Source organism: Microterricola viridarii (assembly GCF_900104895.1).
Lineage (GTDB): Bacteria > Actinomycetota > Actinomycetes > Actinomycetales > Microbacteriaceae > Microterricola > Microterricola viridarii.
On the sequence record NZ_LT629742.1, the window covers coordinates 1 to 16,369 of the forward strand.

19 protein-coding genes and 1 pseudogene are annotated in these 16,369 nt (G+C 70.4%); 11 read left to right on the forward strand and 9 right to left on the reverse strand.

Annotation, left to right across the window (positions count from 1 at the left end; all coding sequences use genetic code 11):
- Nucleotides 1-62 precede the first annotated feature (62 nt).
- The 6 genes from BLT62_RS17820 (at nt 63) to BLT62_RS18245 (ending at nt 3,940) form a co-directional block, all read left to right on the forward strand.
- Nucleotides 63-452: an MFS transporter gene (locus BLT62_RS17820; RefSeq protein ID WP_231919457.1), complete on the forward strand. Its 390-nt coding sequence runs from the start codon at nt 63-65 to the stop codon at nt 450-452.
- A gap of 82 nt (nt 453-534) precedes the next feature.
- Nucleotides 535-816, forward strand: a complete 282-nt coding sequence (locus BLT62_RS18380; protein ID WP_331710522.1) for a hypothetical protein — start codon at nt 535-537, stop codon at nt 814-816.
- Nucleotides 797-1,936 carry a sulfatase family protein gene (locus BLT62_RS18235; protein ID WP_197675152.1) on the forward strand — a complete coding sequence of 380 codons (1,140 nt, stop codon included), beginning with the start codon at nt 797-799 and terminating at the stop codon, nt 1,934-1,936. The genes BLT62_RS18380 and BLT62_RS18235 overlap by 20 nt, the downstream gene beginning before the upstream one ends.
- A 32-nt stretch (nt 1,937-1,968) precedes the next feature.
- Nucleotides 1,969-3,000 (forward strand): NAD(P)-dependent alcohol dehydrogenase, encoded by a 1,032-nt coding sequence (locus BLT62_RS00015; RefSeq protein WP_083362209.1) that lies wholly within the window; start codon nt 1,969-1,971, stop codon nt 2,998-3,000.
- On the forward strand, nt 2,997-3,548 hold the full coding sequence (locus BLT62_RS18240) for a PfkB family carbohydrate kinase (RefSeq protein ID WP_083362214.1): 552 nt from the start codon (nt 2,997-2,999) through the stop codon (nt 3,546-3,548). The genes BLT62_RS00015 and BLT62_RS18240 overlap by 4 nt, the downstream gene beginning before the upstream one ends.
- A complete protein-coding gene (locus BLT62_RS18245; RefSeq protein WP_269457790.1) occupies nt 3,545-3,940 on the forward strand; it encodes a PfkB family carbohydrate kinase in 396 nt (131 codons plus the stop codon). Before BLT62_RS18240 ends, BLT62_RS18245 begins: the two co-directional genes overlap by 4 nt.
- Before the next feature lie 150 nt (nt 3,941-4,090).
- On the opposite strand, the pseudogene BLT62_RS00030 reads toward BLT62_RS18245, so the two are convergent.
- Nucleotides 4,091-5,580, reverse strand: a pseudogene (locus BLT62_RS00030) (DUF3418 domain-containing protein).
- A 90-nt stretch (nt 5,581-5,670) separates the two neighbouring features.
- Here BLT62_RS00030 and BLT62_RS18250 point away from each other — a divergent pair.
- From BLT62_RS18250 to BLT62_RS18260, 3 genes are read left to right on the forward strand one after another with little or no spacing between them, the layout of a single operon-like run.
- Nucleotides 5,671-5,943: a DUF3418 domain-containing protein gene (locus BLT62_RS18250; RefSeq protein ID WP_083362211.1), complete on the forward strand. Its 273-nt coding sequence runs from the start codon at nt 5,671-5,673 to the stop codon at nt 5,941-5,943.
- The gene (locus BLT62_RS18255) at nt 5,940-6,644 is read left to right on the forward strand and encodes a DUF3418 domain-containing protein (protein WP_172829585.1); all 705 of its coding nucleotides are present in this window, start codon (nt 5,940-5,942) and stop codon (nt 6,642-6,644) included. Before BLT62_RS18250 ends, BLT62_RS18255 begins: the two co-directional genes overlap by 4 nt.
- Complete coding sequence (locus tag BLT62_RS18260) at nt 6,544-7,212, forward strand: DUF3418 domain-containing protein (RefSeq protein WP_269457791.1); 669 nt, start codon at nt 6,544-6,546, stop codon at nt 7,210-7,212. The genes BLT62_RS18255 and BLT62_RS18260 overlap by 101 nt, the downstream gene beginning before the upstream one ends.
- Before the next feature lie 150 nt (nt 7,213-7,362).
- On the opposite strand, the gene BLT62_RS00050 is transcribed toward BLT62_RS18260, so the two are convergent.
- From BLT62_RS00050 to BLT62_RS00070, 6 genes are all read right to left on the reverse strand, one after another.
- On the reverse strand, nt 7,363-7,542 hold the full coding sequence (locus tag BLT62_RS00050) for a hypothetical protein (RefSeq protein WP_083362213.1): 180 nt from the start codon (nt 7,540-7,542) through the stop codon (nt 7,363-7,365).
- An 82-nt stretch (nt 7,543-7,624) separates the two neighbouring features.
- Complete coding sequence (locus BLT62_RS18265) at nt 7,625-7,756, reverse strand: hypothetical protein (RefSeq protein ID WP_269457792.1); 132 nt, start codon at nt 7,754-7,756, stop codon at nt 7,625-7,627.
- A complete protein-coding gene (locus BLT62_RS00055) occupies nt 7,753-8,304 on the reverse strand; it encodes a PfkB family carbohydrate kinase (RefSeq protein ID WP_083362214.1) in 552 nt (183 codons plus the stop codon). Before BLT62_RS00055 ends, BLT62_RS18265 begins: the two co-directional genes overlap by 4 nt.
- Nucleotides 8,301-9,332 carry an NAD(P)-dependent alcohol dehydrogenase gene (locus tag BLT62_RS00060; RefSeq protein WP_083362209.1) on the reverse strand — a complete coding sequence of 344 codons (1,032 nt, stop codon included), beginning with the start codon at nt 9,330-9,332 and terminating at the stop codon, nt 8,301-8,303. Before BLT62_RS00060 ends, BLT62_RS00055 begins: the two co-directional genes overlap by 4 nt.
- 32 nt (nt 9,333-9,364) lie before the next feature.
- The gene (locus BLT62_RS00065; protein ID WP_083362215.1) at nt 9,365-10,807 is read right to left on the reverse strand and encodes a sulfatase family protein; all 1,443 of its coding nucleotides are present in this window, start codon (nt 10,805-10,807) and stop codon (nt 9,365-9,367) included.
- A 43-nt stretch (nt 10,808-10,850) separates the two neighbouring features.
- Nucleotides 10,851-12,221, reverse strand: a complete 1,371-nt coding sequence (locus BLT62_RS00070; protein ID WP_083362216.1) for an MFS transporter — start codon at nt 12,219-12,221, stop codon at nt 10,851-10,853.
- Between the two features lie 159 nt (nt 12,222-12,380).
- Between BLT62_RS00070 and BLT62_RS00075 the strand changes: the two genes are divergently transcribed.
- Together BLT62_RS00075 and BLT62_RS00080 are read left to right on the forward strand one after the other, a co-directional pair.
- Entirely contained in the window at nt 12,381-13,349 is a 969-nt protein-coding gene (locus BLT62_RS00075; RefSeq protein WP_172829587.1) for a sugar-binding transcriptional regulator, read from the forward strand.
- The gene (locus BLT62_RS00080) at nt 13,349-14,332 is read left to right on the forward strand and encodes a formylglycine-generating enzyme family protein (protein WP_083362218.1); all 984 of its coding nucleotides are present in this window, start codon (nt 13,349-13,351) and stop codon (nt 14,330-14,332) included. The genes BLT62_RS00075 and BLT62_RS00080 overlap by 1 nt, the downstream gene beginning before the upstream one ends.
- Nucleotides 14,333-14,511: 179 nt before the next feature.
- Here BLT62_RS00080 and BLT62_RS00085 read toward each other — a convergent pair whose 3' ends face one another.
- Together BLT62_RS00085 and BLT62_RS00090 are read right to left on the reverse strand one after the other, a co-directional pair.
- On the reverse strand, nt 14,512-15,264 hold the full coding sequence (locus BLT62_RS00085; protein ID WP_133161079.1) for an amino acid ABC transporter ATP-binding protein: 753 nt from the start codon (nt 15,262-15,264) through the stop codon (nt 14,512-14,514).
- Nucleotides 15,265-15,320: 56 nt separating this feature from the next.
- On the reverse strand, nt 15,321-16,364 hold the full coding sequence (locus BLT62_RS00090) for an amino acid ABC transporter permease (protein ID WP_083362220.1): 1,044 nt from the start codon (nt 16,362-16,364) through the stop codon (nt 15,321-15,323).
- Nucleotides 16,365-16,369 lie beyond the last annotated feature (5 nt).

A 16,369-nucleotide genomic window follows, 5' to 3' on the forward strand; every position in this document is an offset into this window, starting at 1 on the left:
CCGACCGCATCGGTCGTCGCCCGATCTACCTGGCCGGCATCGCCATCTGCGGCGTCGGAGCGCTGTTCTACTTCCCGATCCTCCAACTCAACCAGCCGCTCAGCACCTGGTTGATCATCGTGGCCCTGCACGCGGTCGGAACCGGCATGATGTTCTCCATCCAGGGAGCATTCTTCGCCGAGATGTTCGGCACCCGCATGCGCTACACCGGCCTCGGCGTCGTCTACCAGAGCTCCGCCCTGATCGGTGGCGCCCCGACCCCCGCGATCGCCGTCGCGCTGACCTCGGTCTTCCTCGGCTCGTACTGGCCCGCCGTGATCTACCTGATCGCCGCCTGTGTGATCAGCGCGATCTGTGTGCTGCTGGCATCCGAGAACTCCAAGCTCGACCTCAGCGACACCTCGGCCATCGTCACGAACAACAGCGCGCGCAAGCTCGCGCGCAGCCGCTAGGCAGCGGCAGAGCGACAAGCCAGCGGAAGGCAGGCAGATACCCATGACCACCAACGACGCGCGCCCCAACATCGTGCTCATCATGACCGATCAGCAGCGCTTCGACTCGATCGCGGCCCTCGGCCACGACCACGTCGACACGCCGCACCTCGACCGCCTCGTGCGCGAGGGCACCGCATTCACCAACACCTACGTGGCCTCGCCCTCTGCGCACCGTCGCGGGCGAGCCTGTTCACGGGGCTGTACCCGCACAGTTCCGGTGTCTTGCGGAATGACGACAAGTGGTCGCACTCCTGGGTGGAGCTGTTGGCGGCGGAGGGTACCGCTGCACCAGCGTGGGCAAGATGCACACCTACCCGTATGAGGCGTCGGTCGGATTCCACGAGCGGCACGTCATCGAGAACAAGGACCGTGCACACCCGAATCTGCCGTACTTCCTCGACCAGTGGGACAAGGCCATCTGGATCCGGGGCCACGAGAAGCCCTCCCGCGTGACGTACCGCACGCGGGAGGACTACTCGGAGCGCCTCGGCGCATTCGAGTGGGAGCTGCCGGACGACCTGCACGCCGACAACTTCGTCGGCAACCTGGCCCGGCACTGGCTGGACACCTACCCGGACAAGAACGCGCCGTTCTTCCTGCAGATCGGGTTCCCCGGGCCACACCCGCCCTACGACCCCACCGCGAAGCACCTCGAGCCGTACCTGGGCCGGGCGATGCCGGAGGCCAAGCGCACCCAGGCCGACTTGGACTCGCAGCCCACGCCGCTCAAGGAGTTGCGCAAGCACCACCAGGCCAACGACCACGACGCGATCGTGCAGCTGGAGAACCCCACGGCCGAGCAGCTCGAGCGCCAGCGCCGGCACTACTTCGCCAACGTCTCGCTGATCGACGAGCAGGTCGGCGGCATCCTCGATGCCCTCGACGAGCGCGGCGTGCTCGAGAACACCATCGTGGTCTTCACCTCCGACCACGGTGACGCCCTGAACGACCACGGCCACTCCCAGAAGTGGACGATGTACGAGCCGAGCGTGCACGTGCCCGGCATCATCTGGGGCCCCGGCCGGGTGAAGGGCGACCAGCAGCTGAGCGGCCTGGTGTCGCTGATGGATGTCGCGCCGACGCTGCTGGAGCTGGCCGGCATCACCCCGCCGGTCTGGATGGAAGCCGAGTCGCTGCTGCCCGCGCTGCGCGGCGAGGAGTGGAGCGGGCGCCGCTACGTGTTCTCCGAGCACGCCCGCGACTTCATCCTCACCGAGACGGCGCTCATGACGATGGTGCGCGACGAGCAGTTCAAGCTCGTCGAGTTCATCGACTACGACGAGGGCCAGCTCTTCGACCTCGCCGCCGACCCGCACGAGGAGACCAACCTGTGGAGCGAGCCGGAGCACGCCGAGGTGCGCACCCGCCTGGAGAAGGCGATCTCGCACTGGCGCGCCACCAGCTCGATGCACACTGCAACGTGGGGCAAGGAATGGCGCTAGCCGGCCGCCCCAGCACCACCAGAGGAGACGAGATGACCACCACACCCGTGCTGCCAGAGACGATGCGCGTCTCGCAGCTGGACGCCGCGCACAGCGTGCGCCTGACCGAACGCCCCGTGCCGACGCCCGGCGCCAGCGAGGTGCTCGTGCGCGTCGCCGCCGTTGGCGTGTGCGGCAGCGACACCCACTACTACGAGCACGGACGGATCGGGCCCTTCGTGGTCACCGCCCCGCTCGTGCTCGGCCATGAGGCCTCGGGAACGATCGTGGCCGTCGGCAGCGGGGTGGATGCGGCACGCATCGGATCCCGGGTGTCGATCGAGCCGCAGAAGCCGTGCCGCGCCTGCGAGCAGTGCAAGGCGGGCCGCTACAACCTCTGCGCCGCCATGGAGTTCTTCGCAACGCCGCCGATCGACGGCGCATTCGCCGAGTACGTGCTCATCGAGCAGGATTTCGCGCACGACGTGCCCGACTCGATCAGCGACGCCTCCGCGGCGCTGGTCGAGCCGCTCTCCGTCGGAATCGCCGCCTGCCACAAAGCCGAGGTCACCGCGGGCTCGCGGGTGCTCATCGCCGGGGCCGGCCCGATCGGCGTCATCACCGCGCAGGTCGCCCGCGCATTCGGCGCGGTCGAGGTGCACATCAGCGATGTCTCCGAGCCGCGCCTGGCGTTCGCGCTGCAACACGGGGCCACCCATGCCCACCTCGCGGGGGCCCCGCTGGAGCACCTCGCGGTTGACGCCTTCATCGACGCCTCCGGAGCCGCACCGGCCATCCGGGCCGGTATCCCCGCCGTGCGCCCGGCCGGCCGCGTGATCCTCGTCGGCCTCGGCGCCGACAGCCTCGAGATGCCGGTCAACCTGATCCAGAACAACGAGCTCTGGGTGACGGGCGTGTTCCGCTACGCGAACACCTGGCCGACGGCGATCGCACTGCTGGCCAACGGCAGCGTCAACCTCGACGCCCTCGTCACCGGCAGCTTCGGCCTCGACGAGGTCGAGGCGGCGCTGACCGCATCGAGGGACGGCGCCAGCATGAAGACGATCGTGACGCCCGCATCATGAGCGCCGGCGCAGCCGCGACGGCGACGTCCGTCGCCGTCGTCGGCGAGGCGCTCATCGATGTGATCCACCGCGCGGGCGGCGTCGAGGAGCACACGGGTGGCGGGCCGCTCAACATCGCCGTCGGCCTGGCGCGGCTGGGCGTCCCCAGTGCCCTCATCAGCGCCGTCGGTGACGACGAGCACGGCGAGCGCATCCGCGGCTACCTGGCCGAGAACGGCGTGACCCTGCACAACGCCGATGTGCAGGGAGCGGCGACGAGCACCGCGATCGCCCAGGTCAGCGCGACGGGCGATGCGAGCTACGAGTTCGCCGTCAACTGGGCCGTGGAACCGGGCGGGGTTGCGCTCGACGCCCCCGTGCAGCACGTGCACGTCGGTTCGCTCGGTGCCGTGCTGGCGCCGGGCGCCGACGCGGTCTTCGCGTGGGCGCAGGGCCTGCGCGCGAGCGCCAGCGTGAGCTTCGACCCGAACTGCCGCCCCTGCTCGGCATCACGCCGGCCGAGGCGCGCGTCGCGGCCGAGCGCTTCGTGCGGAGCAGCGACATCGTGAAGGCCAGCGAGGAGGACCTCGGCTGGCTCTACCCCGGGCAGAGCCCGGTGGAGTCGGCACGGCGGTGGGCCGAGATGGGGCCGGAACTCGTGGTCGTGACCCGGGGCGGCGACGGATCCGTCGCGCTGACGCCGGGCGGCGCCGAGGCCATCGTGGTGGATGCCGTGCGCAGCCTCGGCCTGGTCGACACCGTCGGGGCCGGCGACTCGTACATGGCGGCGCTCGTCGCCGCGATCGACGACGCGGCGGCCATCGGGCCGGAGCGGCGCGGCCGCCTCGACGAGGAGACGCTGCGCTCGGTGCTGCGCTACGCGAGCGCGGCCGCGGCGATCACCTGCTCGCGGGCCGGGGCCAACCCGCCCACCCGCACAGAGGTCGCCCGCCTGCTCTGACGCGCCGGCGCTTGAGCGCCCAGCCGGAGCCTCCGTGTGACACGCCGTGCCCCGCCCGGGGCACGGCGTGTCTGCGTTTCCACCGGCGGGCCGCACTCCCGTTGGCTCGAGGAGGCGCCAGCGACCGAAACCAACCGGCCCGGGTCGCAGTTATCCCGCGAGCACCTTGTTGATGCGCTGCAGGGAGACGCTCTCCGCGGTGCGCAGCTCCTGCGCGAACAGGCTGATGCGCAACTCCTCCAACATCCAGCGGGCCTTCACGAGGTTCGCCGGCGCGTGCGGCGCCAGCGGGATCGTGCCGCCGGCATTGCGGAACGCGGTCTGCGCGGCCTCGATCTCGGTGAGCCCGACCCGGTCGCGACCCGGGTTCGCCACGAGCTTCTCAACGCGCACGCTGATGCCGCCGAGGTAGCGCGGCAGGTGCCGCAGCCGCTCCAGCCCGGTCTGCGAGACGAAGCCGGGGTAGACCAGCCCATCCAGCTGCTGCCGGGCATCCGCCAGCGCCGACATGATCGTGATGCTGCTCGCCGCCTTGAGTGCCTTGTCGGCCTTGCGTGCAGCGGTGAGGGCGCTGGTCACCATCTTCACCGTCTCGAACATGGTGTCCATCACCACGGACGACACCCGGTCGCGCACCGTCTCGAACTCGGCCTTGCTGAACACGAGCCCGTCCGGCTTCACCCGGAACAGCACATCGTCGACGCAGGCGGCCAGGCAGTCATCGAAGAGCGCCTGGGTGGTGCGGTACGGGCTGGCCGCCAGCGTGAGCTTCTCGTTGCCGGTCAGGTGCTTCTGCACGTAGCTCGACGGCGACGGCACGGCCAGCAGAAGCAGGCGCCGGATGCCGCCGGGCATCGCCCGCGCCTGCTCCTCTGCGGTCGTCAGCAGTCGCAGCGCGACGCTCTGGCCCTCGTCGACCAGCGCCGGGTAGGCGCGGATCGTGTTGCCGCCCTGCTGCAGGTCGACGAAGCGGGGGATCTCGGTGCCCTGCTGGTCCGGTCCGTTGCCCGGAATGCTCGGCAGCCCGGTGGGGAAGGTTGTGAGGCCGCTGCGCTCGACGAACGCGGAGGCCGCCGGGGCTCCGGGGCCGCCGGGCCGACCAGGGCGCCCGCCGCGCGGCTGCACGCTGAAGTCGCCGGTCTGGGGGTCGTCGGAGCCCGGCCGCCCGCCGCGTCGGCCACGGCCGCCGGCATCCGGGTCGGCGAAGCTGCTCGCCACGGCGTCGCGGGCCCGCTCGCTGAGCCGGCCCTGCAGTGCGCGCAGGTCCTTGTCGCTGTCGATCTCGCGGCCCTTCCCGTCGACGACGCGGAAGGTGACCCGCAGGTGCGGCGGCACCCGGTCCAGGTCGAAGTCTGCGCCGGTGACGGGGATGTGGACGAGCTTCTTGATCACGGCGGCGATGGCCTCGGTGAACGGCGTCACGGTGACGGGGGCGGTGCTGCGCGAGCCGGCCGCGCCGCCCTCCGGGCGCTCCGGCAGCTCGGCGGCGATCTTGGCCGCCCAGTCGGCCGCCGGACGACGTTGCGCCGGATCACCTTGGGCAGGCTCTTCAGCAGCGCGGTGATGAGCTCGCCGCGCAGGCCGTCCACCTGCCAGTCGAAGCCCTCCGGCCGCAGCCGGGCCAGCAGGGTCAGCGGCACGACGAGCTCACGCCGTCGTCGACCGCGCCCGGCTCGAACTTGTAGCGCAGTACGCCGCCGAGCTGGCGCCAGGACGACCAGGTCTTCACGCTGCGCTACAAGTTCGAGCCGGGCGCGGTCGACGACGGCGTGAGCGTCGTCGTGCCGCTGACCCTGCTGGCCCGGCTGCGGCCGGAGGGCTTCGACTGGCAGGTGGACGGCCTGCGCGGCGAGCTCATCACCGCGCTGCTGAAGAGCCTGCCCAAGGTGATCCGGCGCAACGTCGTCCCGGCGGCCGACTGGGCGGCCAAGATCGCCGCCGAGCTGCCGGAGCGCCCGGAGGGCGGCGCGGCCGGCTCGCGCAGCACCGCCCCGTCACCGTGACGCCGTTCACCGAGGCCATCGCCGCCGTGATCAAGAAGCTCGTCCACATCCCCGTCACCGGCGCAGACTTCGACCTGGACCGGGTGCCGCCGCACCTGCGGGTCACCTTCCGCGTCGTCGACGGGAAGGGCCGCGAGATCGACAGCGACAAGGACCTGCGCGCACTGCAGGGCCGGCTCAGCGAGCGGGCCCGCGACGCCGTGGCGAGCAGCTTCGCCGACCCGGATGCCGGCGGCCGTGGCCGACGCGGCGGGCGGCCGGGCTCCGACGACCCCCAGACCGGCGACTTCAGCGTGCAGCCGCGCGGCGGGCGCCCTGGTCGGCCCGGCGGCCCCGGAGCCCCGGCGGCCTCCGCGTTCGTCGAGCGCAGCGGCCTCACAACCTTCCCCACCGGGCTGCCGAGCATTCCGGGCAACGGACCGGACCAGCAGGGCACCGAGATCCCCCGCTTCGTCGACCTGCAGCAGGGCGGCAACACGATCCGCGCCTACCCGGCGCTGGTCGACGAGGGCCAGAGCGTCGCGCTGCGACTGCTGACGACCGCAGAGGAGCAGGCGCGCGGCGATGCCCGGCGGCATCCGGCGCCTGCTTCTGCTGGCCGTGCCGTCGCCGTCGAGCTACGTGCAGAAGCACCTGACCGGCAAACGAGAAGCTCACGCTGGCGGCCAGCCCGTACCGCACACCCAGGCGCTCTTCGATGACTGCCTGGCCGCCTGCGTCGACGATGTGCTGTTCCGGGTGAAGCCGGACGGGCTCGTGTTCAGCAAGGCCGAGTTCGAGACGGTGCGCGACCGGGTGTCGTCCGTGGTGATGGACACCATGTTCGAGACGGTGAAGATGGTGACCAGCGCCCTCACCGCTGCACGCAAGGCCGACAAGGCACTCAAGGCGGCGAGCAGCATCACGATCATGTCGGCGCTGGCGGATGCCCGGCAGCAGCTGGATGGGCTGGTCTACCCCGGCTTCGTCTCGCAGACCGGGCTGGAGCGGCTGCGGCACCTGCCGCGCTACCTCGGCGGCATCAGCGTGCGCGTTGAGAAGCTCGTGGCGAACCCGGGTCGCGACCGGGTCGGGCTCACCGAGATCGAGGCCGCGCAGACCGCGTTCCGCAATGCCGGCGGCACGATCCCGCTGGCGCCGCACGCGCCGGCGAACCTCGTGAAGGCCCGCTGGATGTTGGAGGAGTTGCGCATCAGCCTGTTCGCGCAGGAGCTGCGCACCGCGGAGAGCGTCTCCCTGCAGCGCATCAACAAGGTGCTCGCGGGATAACTGCGACCCGGGCCGGTTGGTTTCGGTCGCTGGCGCCTCCTCGAGCCAACGGGAGTGCGGCCCGCCGGTGGAAACGCAGACACGCCGTGCCCCGGGCGGGGGCACGGCGTGTCACACGGAGGCTCCGGCTGGCGCTCAAGCGCCGGCGCGTCAGAGCAGGCGGGCGACCTCTGTGCGGGTGGGCGGGTTGGCCCCGGCCCGCGAGCAGGTGATCGCCGCGGCCGCGCTCGCGTAGCGCAGCACCGAGCGCAGCGTCTCCTCGTCGAGGCGGCCGCGCCGCTCCGGCCCGATGGCCGCCGCGTCGTCGATCGCGGCGACGAGCGCCGCCATGTACGAGTCGCCGCCCCGACGGTGTCGACCAGGCCGAGGCTGCGCACGGCATCCACCACGATGGCCTCGGCGCCGCCCGGCGTCAGCGCGACGGATCCGTCGCCGCCCCGGTCACGACCACGAGTTCCGGCCCCATCTCGGCCCACCGCCGTGCCGACTCCACCGGGCTCTGCCCGGGGTAGAGCCAGCCGAGGTCCTCCTCGCTGGCCTTCACGATGTCGCTGCTCCGCACGAAGCGCTCGGCCGCGACGCGCGCCTCGGCCGGCGTGATGCCGAGCAGGGGCGGCAGTTCGGGTCGAAGCTCACGCTGGCGCTCGCGCGCAGGCCCTGCGCCCACGCGAAGACCGCGTCGGCGCCCGGCGCCAGCACGGCACCGAGCGAACCGACGTGCACGTGCTGCACGGGGGCGTCGAGCGCAACCCCGCCCGGTTCCACGGCCCAGTTGACGGCGAACTCGTAGCTCGCATCGCCCGTCGCGCTGACCTGGGCGATCGCGGTGCTCGTCGCCGCTCCCTGCACATCGGCGTTGTGCAGGGTCACGCCGTTCTCGGCCAGGTAGCCGCGGATGCGCTCGCCGTGCTCGTCGTCACCGACGGCGCTGATGAGGGCACTGGGGACGCCCAGCCGCGCCAGGCCGACGGCGATGTTGAGCGGCCCGCCACCCGTGTGCTCCTCGACGCCGCCCGCGCGGTGGATCACATCGATGAGCGCCTCGCCGACGACGGCGACGGACGTCGCCGTCGCGGCTGCGCCGGCGCTCATGATGCGGGCGTCACGATCGTCTTCATGCTGGCGCCGTCCCTCGATGCGGTCAGCGCCGCCTCGACCTCGTCGAGGCCGAAGCTGCCGGTGACGAGGGCGTCGAGGTTGACGCTGCCGTTGGCCAGCAGTGCGATCGCCGTCGGCCAGGTGTTCGCGTAGCGGAACACGCCCGTCACCCAGAGCTCGTTGTTCTGGATCAGGTTGACCGGCATCTCGAGGCTGTCGGCGCCGAGGCCGACGAGGATCACGCGGCCGGCCGGGCGCACGGCGGGGATACCGGCCCGGATGGCCGGTGCGGCTCCGGAGGCGTCGATGAAGGCGTCAACCGCGAGGTGCTCCAGCGGGGCCCCCGCGAGGTGGGCATGGGTGGCCCCGTGTTGCAGCGCGAACGCCAGGCGCGGCTCGGAGACATCGCTGATGTGCACCTCGACCGCGCCGAATGCGCGGGCGACCTGCGCGGTGATGACGCCGATCGGGCCGGCCCCGGCGATGAGCACCCGCGAGCCCGCGGTGACCTCGGCTTTGTGGCAGGCGGCGATTCCGACGGAGAGCGGCTCGACCAGCGCCGCGGAGGCGTCGCTGATCGAGTCGGGCACGTCGTGCGCGAAATCCTGCTCGATGAGCACGTACTCGGCGAATGCGCCGTCGATCGGCGGCGTTGCGAAGAACTCCATGGCGGCGCAGAGGTTGTAGCGGCCCGCCTTGCACTGCTCGCAGGCGCGGCACGGCTTCTGCGGCTCGATCGACACCCGGGATCCGATGCGTGCCGCATCCACCCCGCTGCCGACGGCCACGATCGTTCCCGAGGCCTCATGGCCGAGCACGAGCGGGGCGGTGACCACGAAGGGCCCGATCCGTCCGTGCTCGTAGTAGTGGGTGTCGCTGCCGCACACGCCAACGGCGGCGACGCGCACGAGCACCTCGCTGGCGCCGGGCGTCGGCACGGGGCGTTCGGTCAGGCGCACGCTGTGCGCGGCGTCCAGCTGCGAGACGCGCATCGTCTCTGGCAGCACGGGTGTGGTGGTCATCTCGTCTCCTCTGGTGGTGCTGGGGCGGCCGGCTAGCGCCATTCCTTGCCCCACGTTGCAGTGTGCATCGAGCTGGTGGCGCGCCAGTGCGAGATCGCCTTCTCCAGGCGGGTGCGCACCTCGGCGTGCTCCGGCTCGCTCCACAGGTTGGTCTCCTCGTGCGGGTCGGCGGCGAGGTCGAAGAGCTGGCCCTCGTCGTAGTCGATGAACTCGACGAGCTTGAACTGCTCGTCGCGCACCATCGTCATGAGCGCCGTCTCGGTGAGGATGAAGTCGCGGGCGTGCTCGGAGAACACGTAGCGGCGCCCGCTCCACTCCTCGCCGCGCAGCGCGGGCAGCAGCGACTCGGCTTCCATCCAGACCGGCGGGGTGATGCCGGCCAGCTCCAGCAGCGTCGGCGCGACATCCATCAGCGACACCAGGCCGCTCAGCTGCTGGTCGCCCTTCACCCGGCCGGGGCCCCAGATGATGCCGGGCACGTGCACGCTCGGCTCGTACATCGTCCACTTCTGGGAGTGGCCGTGGTCGTTCAGGGCGTCACCGTGGTCGGAGGTGAAGACCACGATGGTGTTCTCGAGCACGCCGCGCTCGTCGAGGGCATCGAGGATGCCGCCGACCTGCTCGTCGATCAGCGAGACGTTGGCGAAGTAGTGCCGGCGCTGGCGCTCGAGCTGCTCGGCCGTGGGGTTCTCCAGCTGCACGATCGCGTCGTGGTCGTTGGCCTGGTGGTGCTTGCGCAACTCCTTGAGCGGCGTGGGCTGCGAGTCCAAGTCGGCCTGGGTGCGCTTGGCCTCCGGCATCGCCCGGCCCAGGTACGGCTCGAGGTGCTTCGCGGTGGGGTCGTAGGGCGGGTGTGGCCCGGGGAACCCGATCTGCAGGAAGAACGGCGCGTTCTTGTCCGGGTAGGTGTCCAGCCAGTGCCGGGCCAGGTTGCCGACGAAGTTGTCGGCGTGCAGGTCGTCCGGCAGCTCCCACTCGAATGCGCCGAGGCGCTCCGAGTAGTCCTCCCGCGTGCGGTACGTCACGCGGGAGGGCTTCTCGTGGCCCCGGATCCAGATGGCCTTGTCCCACTGGTCGAGGAAGTACGGCAGATTCGGGTGTGCACGGTCCTTGTTCTCGATGACGTGCCGCTCGTGGAATCCGACCGACGCCTCATACGGGTAGGTGTGCATCTTGCCCACGCTGGTGCAGCGGTACCCCTCCGCCGCCAACAGCTCCACCCAGGAGTGCGACCACTTGTCGTCATTCCGCAAGACACCGGAACTGTGCGGGTACAGCCCCGTGAACAGGCTCGCCCGCGACGGTGCGCAGGAGGGCGAGGCCACGTAGGTGTTGGTGAATGCGGTGCCCTCGCGCACGAGGCGGTCGAGGTGCGGCGTGTCGACGTGGTCGTGGCCGAGGGCCGCGATCGAGTCGAAGCGCTGCTGATCGGTCATGATGAGCACGATGTTGGGGCGCGCGTCGTTGGTGGTCATGGGTATCTGCCTGCCTTCCGCTGGCTTGTCGCTCTGCCGCTGCCTAGCGGGCTGCGCGCGCGAGCTTGCGCGCGCTGTTGTTCGTGACGATGGCCGAGGTGTCGCTGAGGTCGAGCTTGGAGTTCTCGGATGCCAGCAGCACACAGATCGCGCTGATCACACAGGCGGCGATCAGGTAGATCACGGCGGGCCAGTACGAGCCGAGGAAGACCGAGGTCAGCGCGACGGCGATCGCGGGGGTCGGGGCGCCACCGATCAGGGCGGAGCTCTGGTAGACGACGCCGAGGCCGGTGTAGCGCATGCGGGTGCCGAACATCTCGGCGAAGAATGCTCCCTGGATGGAGAACATCATGCCGGTTCCGACCGCGTGCAGGGCCACGATGATCAACCAGGTGCTGAGCGGCTGGTTGAGTTGGAGGATCGGGAAGTAGAACAGCGCTCCGACGCCGCAGATGGCGATGCCGGCCAGGTAGATCGGGCGACGACCGATGCGGTCGGACCAGCTGCCGAAGAACGGCAGCAGCACCATCTGCACGCCGGCCGAGATCGTGAAGCCGACCAGGATCAGGGTGCTCGGCAGGCCGAGGTAGGTGGTCGTGAAGGAGATCGCGAAGACGTTGATGATGTTGTAGGTCACGGCGTCGGCCATGCGGGCGCCGATGCCGAGGAGCAGGTTCTTCCAGCCCTCGCGGATCAGCGCGAAGAACGGAACAGAACGCACCTCGTCCTTGTCGGCCTCGAAGGCCGGCGTCTCCGGCAGCGAACGACGGATGACGAAGGCGAGCAGGACGAAGACACCGCTGAGCAGGAACGGCACGCGCCAGCCCCACGAGAAGAAGTCGTCCTCGGGGAGCAGCTGCATCAGGCTGAAGATACCCGTCGAGACCAGGAGTCCGGCCGGGGTACCCATCTGGTGGAAGCTGCCCATGAGGCCGCGCTTGCCCGTTGGTGCGTTCTCGAGGGCAACGAGCGAGCCGCCGCCGAACTCACCGCCGATGCCGAAGCCCTGCAGCAGGCGTGCGAGCAGAAGCAGCACGACCGACAACACACCGAGCTGCTCGTAACCGGGCAGCAGGCCAATGACGAAGGTGCAGATACCGATGATCAGCACCGTCATGATCAGCATCTTCTTGCGGCCAAGCTTGTCGCCGAAGTGGCCGAACACGATGGCGCCGAGCGGGCGCATCAGGAAGCCGGCGGCGAAGCTGCCGAACGACATCAGCAGTGCAACGGTCGGGTCTGACTCGGGGAAGAAGATGCGGGGGAACACGAGCGCGGCAGCGATGCCGTACAGGTAGAAGTCGTACCACTCGATGAATGCGCCGGCGAATGCTGCGGCGACGGCCTTCTTGGGCGAGGCGGGGGTGGCGACCGCAGGTGCAGCTGCGGTTGCCACGGACGTGGGGGAAGTCATGGGGGCCCTTCTTTGGACGTGTTGCGCTCAAATGAGCGCAGCCATTTGCACATTAGTGATCGGTTCACTGTAGCCACCGGGAAAGCCTCGCGCAAACGTGAGGCGCAATTCGCACATATGAGCGGTAGAATGGCAGCTCGAAGAGGAATGAGGCTCGACGTGGCAACTCGCACACCCCCGAAGCACCCCACCCATGATCCGTCACAGGTGCTGAGAGTTGCCCGCTCCTACTACCTCGACGACGAGTCGAAGGTGGCGATCGCCGAGCGCGAGCTGCTCAGCCGCTGGCAGGTCGCCCGGATCCTCGAAGACGCCCGCGCCTCCGGGCTGGTGCGCATCTCTGTTGGCGACCCGGCCGAGATCGACTCGGTCGCCGGCGCGAAGATCACGAGCGCCCTCGGCCTGGCCGAGACCATCGTGGTCGGCCGCTCGCGCAAGCTCGGCCTGGAGCCGTCGCTCGACAGCGTCGGCGAGGCGCTGGCGCGCTACCTCACCGCGACCGTGCTCGAGGGGGATGCCGTCGGGCTCACCTGGAGTCGCGCGATCGAGGCAATGGCCGCCCACCTCGACCACCTCGCGCCGTGCGACGTCGTGCAGCTGGCCGGAGCGCTCACCCTGACGGGGAACCGCATGGGCTCCGTCGAGATCATCCGCCACGTCGCCCGTCTCGCCCACGGCACGGCGTACCCGATCTACGCCCCCCTGGTGGTGGAGAGCCCCGACATCCGGCGCGCGCTGGAGCAGCAGGCCGAGATCGCGGCCTGCCTGAAGCGGGCCGCGGACCTCAGCATCGCCGTCGTCTCGGTCGGCACCTGGTCGGAGGAGGGCTCCTCGCTCTACCCGCTCGTCCCGGCGAAGCTGGCGCAGCAGGCCGCGGCGGCCGGCGCCGTCGGCGAGATCAGCGGCCGCGTCTTCACGGCCGACGGCACGCTCGCACTCGCCGCCCTCGATGACCGGGTGCTGGGCATCTCGGCCGAACAGCTGCGCGCCGTCCCGCACATCGTGGCCACCAGCTACGGCGCCCACCGCGTCGACGCGACCATCGCGGCCGCCCGCGCCGGTTACGCACACACGCTGATCATCGACAGCGCCCTCGCCGACGCCATCACCCTGAAGCTGGGGCTCTGATGAGCGCGGGCGACCCGCACGGCAGCTCGTGCTGCGCCCCGCAGGGCCGGCACGGCCTGACCCTCTCCCCCAGCGCCGCCTCCCCCGCCACCGGTGCGGGAGCGGCAGGCAGGCCGGGGCACACGATCGAGCAGGCGCTCGTTCCCGCCCAGACGTTCGCCATGGGAGACCACCAGGGCGTCGGCTACCGCGCCGACGGCGAGCAGCCGGTGCACGCCGTGACCCTCGACGCCTTCAGCATCGACGCCACCTCCGTGACGAATGACGCGTTCCGCGCCTTCGTCGAGGCCACCGGCTACCGCACGGAGGCCGAGACGTTCGGCTACTCCGCCGTCTTCCACCTCGCGCTGGCCGCACCGCAGAAGGACATCGTCGGGCAGCCGCCCGCGACCCCGTGGTGGCTCGGCGTGCGCGGCGCCGATTGGCAGCACCCGGGCGGCAGCGACTCCGACCTGAGCGGCCTCGGCGACCACCCCGTCGTGCACGTGAGCTGGAACGACGCCGCGGCCTACTGCCGCTGGGCCGGCCGCGCGCTGCCCAGCGAGGCGCAGTGGGAGGCGGCGTCCCGGGGCGGCCTCGACGGGGCGCGCTACCCGTGGGGCACCGAGCGCGAGGACTGGCGGATGAACATCTGGCAGGGCACCTTCCCCACGGTGAACACGCTGGACGACGGCTGGCTCACCACCGCGCCGGTGCGCAGTTTCACCCCCAACGCCTACGGGCTCTGGCAGACCGTCGGCAACGTCTGGGAGTGGTGCGCGGACTGGTTCGACCCCGGGTACTACGCCGCCTCGCCGAGCGAGAACCCGCGGGGCCCGGATTCTGGCGCGCTGCGCGTCATGCGCGGTGGGTCGTTCCTCTGCCACGACTCGTACTGCAATCGGTACCGCAATGCGGCCCGCTCGTCGAACACACCGGACTCGTCGATGTCCAACGCCGGATTCCGCACCGTCGCCCGTGTCGCCCCGCCGGTCGACGAGTAGGCACGGCCTCGTCTGGTTGGCTTCGGTCGCACGCTGCCCCGAGCCAACGGGGAATGCGAAAACCCGCCGGTTGAGCGAACCCCGGCGGGGATGCAACGAGGCCCGGCTTCCCGCGGGAAGCCGGGCCTCGTGCGAGGTCTCGATACGCTCGTTCCTCGTCACTCGACCAGCGAGTTCGGCTAGAGCACCTTGGAGAGGAACGCCTTCGTGCGCTGGTGCTGCGGGTTGGCGAGCACCTCGCGCGGGTCGCCGGCCTCGACGACGACGCCGCCGTCCATGAACACCAGGGTGTCGGCCACCTCGCGGGCGAAGCCCATCTCGTGGGTGACGACGATCATCGTCATTCCCGACTTGGCGAGCTCCTTCATGACGTCGAGCACCTCGCCGACGAGCTCGGGGTCGAGCGCGCTGGTCGGCTCATCGAACAGCATGAGCTTGGGGTCCATGGCGAGTGCGCGCGCGATGGCCACGCGCTGCTGCTGGCCGCCCGAGAGGTGCGCCGGGTAATAGTCGGCCCGGTCGGCGAGACCGACGCGGTCCAGCAGCTCGCGTGCGCGCTTCTCGACCACCGCCTTCTTCTGGCCCTTGACCCGGATCGGCGCCTCCATGATGTTCTCGATCGCCGTCATGTGCGGGAACAGGTTGAAGCGCTGGAACACCATGCCGATGTCGCGGCGCTGCTTGGCGGCCTCCTTGGGGTGCAGCTCGTAGAGCTTGTCACCCGACTCGCGGAAGCCGACGAGCTGGCCGTCGACGCTGAGCCGCCCGGAGGAGAGCACCTCGAGGTGGTTGATGCAGCGCAGGAAGGTGGACTTGCCGGACCCGCTGGGCCCGACGAGGCAGAGCACCTCGCCGTGCTTGACCTCGAGGGAGATCGACTTGAGCACCTCGTTGGAGCCGAAGCTCTTCGAGACGGCCTCGGCAACGACCATCGGCGCCGCGGGGGTGGCGGGTGCAGCAGACGTGTTGCTGCCGCTCAGGGTGTCGCTCATGAGCGGGTTCCTCCGTGTCCGGGGTCGATCGGCTGGTCGCCGGCATCCGCGCCCTGGACAGGGGCAGCGCCGGTGATGACGGTGGGCTGGTTGCCGCCGATGACGGGCAGGGTTCCGGTGGCCGTCGTGCCGCGGTCGGGGCGGCGGTCGCCGACGCCGCGGGCGAAGTAGCGCTCGAGGAAGTACTGGCCGACCATGAGCACCGAGGTGAAGGCGAGGTACCAGATGGATGCCACAATGAGCAGCGGGATCGGGTTGAACGTCTCGGCCGAGATGTCGCGGGTGCGGCTGTACAACTCGGTGGAGAGCGGCACGGCCGTGACCAGCGAGGTGGTCTTCAGCATCGAGATGACCTCGTTGCCGGTCGGCGGGATGATCACGCGCATGGCCTGGGGCAGGATCACCCGGCGCATGGTCTGGAACCAGCCCATGCCGAGCGCGGTGGCCGCCTCCTCCTGACCCTTGTCGACGGAGAGCAGGCCGGCGCGCACGATCTCGGCCATGTACGCGGCCTCGTTGAGGGCGAGTCCGATCACGGCGAGCCAGAAGGCGCCGATCAGGTCGTTGGTGCTGAAGGTCACCCACGGCTCGCTGAACGGGAGGCCGATGTCGATCGTCTTGTAGATGATCGCGATGAGGCCCCAGAACACGAGCTGCACGTAGACCGGGGTGCCGCGGAAGATCCAGAGGTAGAACCAGGCGACGCCCTTGACCACCGGGTTCGGCGAGAGGCGCATGATCGCCAGCGACACACCGAGGATGATCGCGAAGAACATCGCGAGCACGGTGAGCTCGAGGGTGACGAGCGCCGCCGCCGAGACGCGGCTGTCGAAGAGGTACTTGCCCACGGAGGGCCAGTCATAGGCCGGGCGCTGTGCCGCGTCGATGACGAAGAGCGCGAAGATCACCACGAGCACCACGGCGAAGGTGTTGCGCCAGGGGTGCTTCAGGCGGATGGCTTTGAGGGCGGAGGCGCCGCCAACGCCGTTCGGCGGCAGGGAATCCCCTGCCGCCGAACGGTGTGGTTCAGATGTTGTCATGAGTT

What these genes read in the sequence shown, in the direction of transcription:
- BLT62_RS18240 (WP_083362214.1), top strand. Translation starts at nt 2,997, where the DNA reads ATGAGCGCCGGCGCAGCCGCGACGGCGACGTCCGTCGCCGTCGTCGGC.
- BLT62_RS00055 (WP_083362214.1), bottom strand. Translation starts at nt 8,304, where the DNA reads ATGAGCGCCGGCGCAGCCGCGACGGCGACGTCCGTCGCCGTCGTCGGC.
- BLT62_RS00085 (WP_133161079.1), bottom strand. Translation starts at nt 15,264, where the DNA reads ATGGTCGTTGCCGAGGCCGTCTCGAAGAGCTTCGGCTCCAACGAGGTG.
- BLT62_RS00065 (WP_083362215.1), bottom strand. Translation starts at nt 10,807, where the DNA reads ATGACCACCAACGACGCGCGCCCCAACATCGTGCTCATCATGACCGAT.
- BLT62_RS00015 (WP_083362209.1), top strand. Translation starts at nt 1,969, where the DNA reads ATGACCACCACACCCGTGCTGCCAGAGACGATGCGCGTCTCGCAGCTG.
- BLT62_RS00070 (WP_083362216.1), bottom strand. Translation starts at nt 12,221, where the DNA reads ATGACTTCCCCCACGTCCGTGGCAACCGCAGCTGCACCTGCGGTCGCC.
- BLT62_RS00080 (WP_083362218.1), top strand. Translation starts at nt 13,349, where the DNA reads ATGAGCGCGGGCGACCCGCACGGCAGCTCGTGCTGCGCCCCGCAGGGC.
- BLT62_RS00060 (WP_083362209.1), bottom strand. Translation starts at nt 9,332, where the DNA reads ATGACCACCACACCCGTGCTGCCAGAGACGATGCGCGTCTCGCAGCTG.
- BLT62_RS18380 (WP_331710522.1), top strand. Translation starts at nt 535, where the DNA reads ATGACCGATCAGCAGCGCTTCGACTCGATCGCGGCCCTCGGCCACGAC.
- BLT62_RS18235 (WP_197675152.1), top strand. Translation starts at nt 797, where the DNA reads ATGCACACCTACCCGTATGAGGCGTCGGTCGGATTCCACGAGCGGCAC.
- BLT62_RS00050 (WP_083362213.1), bottom strand. Translation starts at nt 7,542, where the DNA reads ATGGCGGCGCTCGTCGCCGCGATCGACGACGCGGCGGCCATCGGGCCG.
- BLT62_RS00090 (WP_083362220.1), bottom strand. Translation starts at nt 16,364, where the DNA reads ATGACAACATCTGAACCACACCGTTCGGCGGCAGGGGATTCCCTGCCG.